Here is a 537-nt window from a genome sequence, read left to right on the forward strand (position 1 = left end):
CACCGCCGCAGGCGATGGCGCCGACGCGCAGAACCCGGCCACTCCCTTCGCCGTGCAGCAAGCGGCCGCCGTCACGGCCTCGGCCGAACGCAGCGGCGACGCGCAGGCCACGCGCCCGGCCGTGCACACCATCGCGCCCGAAGTCGGCAGCGAGAAGTGGGCCCCGGCCCTGGGCCAGCAACTGGCGCGCATGAGCACCAGCGGCCACCACACGGCCGAGTTGAACCTCAACCCCGCCGGACTCGGCCCGCTGAAGGTCACGCTCTCGATCGGCGACAACCAGGCGCAGGCCATGTTCGTGTCGGCCCACGAGAGCGTGCGCAAGGCCGTGGAGGCCGCGCTGCCGCAGCTGCGCACGTCGCTGTCGGAGCAAGGCATCACGCTGGGCCAGACCTCGGTCGGCGCGGACACCCGCCAGCCCTTCGGGCAGGACGCCGCGTTCGCCCAGCAGCAGCAGCAACAACAGCAGCAGAACGCCTCGCGGCAAGGCGCCCCGGCCTACCCGGGCACCGGCCGCGCCGCCAGCGTGGCCACGGC

The 537-nt window shown here is 74.3% G+C and carries 1 protein-coding gene; it reads left to right on the forward strand.

Annotated elements, in window-relative coordinates:
• On the forward strand, positions 1-537 hold a 537-nt coding region (locus tag BMG07_RS40980; RefSeq protein WP_198089240.1), incomplete at both ends, for a flagellar hook-length control protein FliK.

The sequence above is a fragment of the Variovorax sp. E3 genome, from assembly GCF_016082275.1.
Classification (GTDB): Bacteria; Pseudomonadota; Gammaproteobacteria; order Burkholderiales; family Burkholderiaceae_C; genus Variovorax.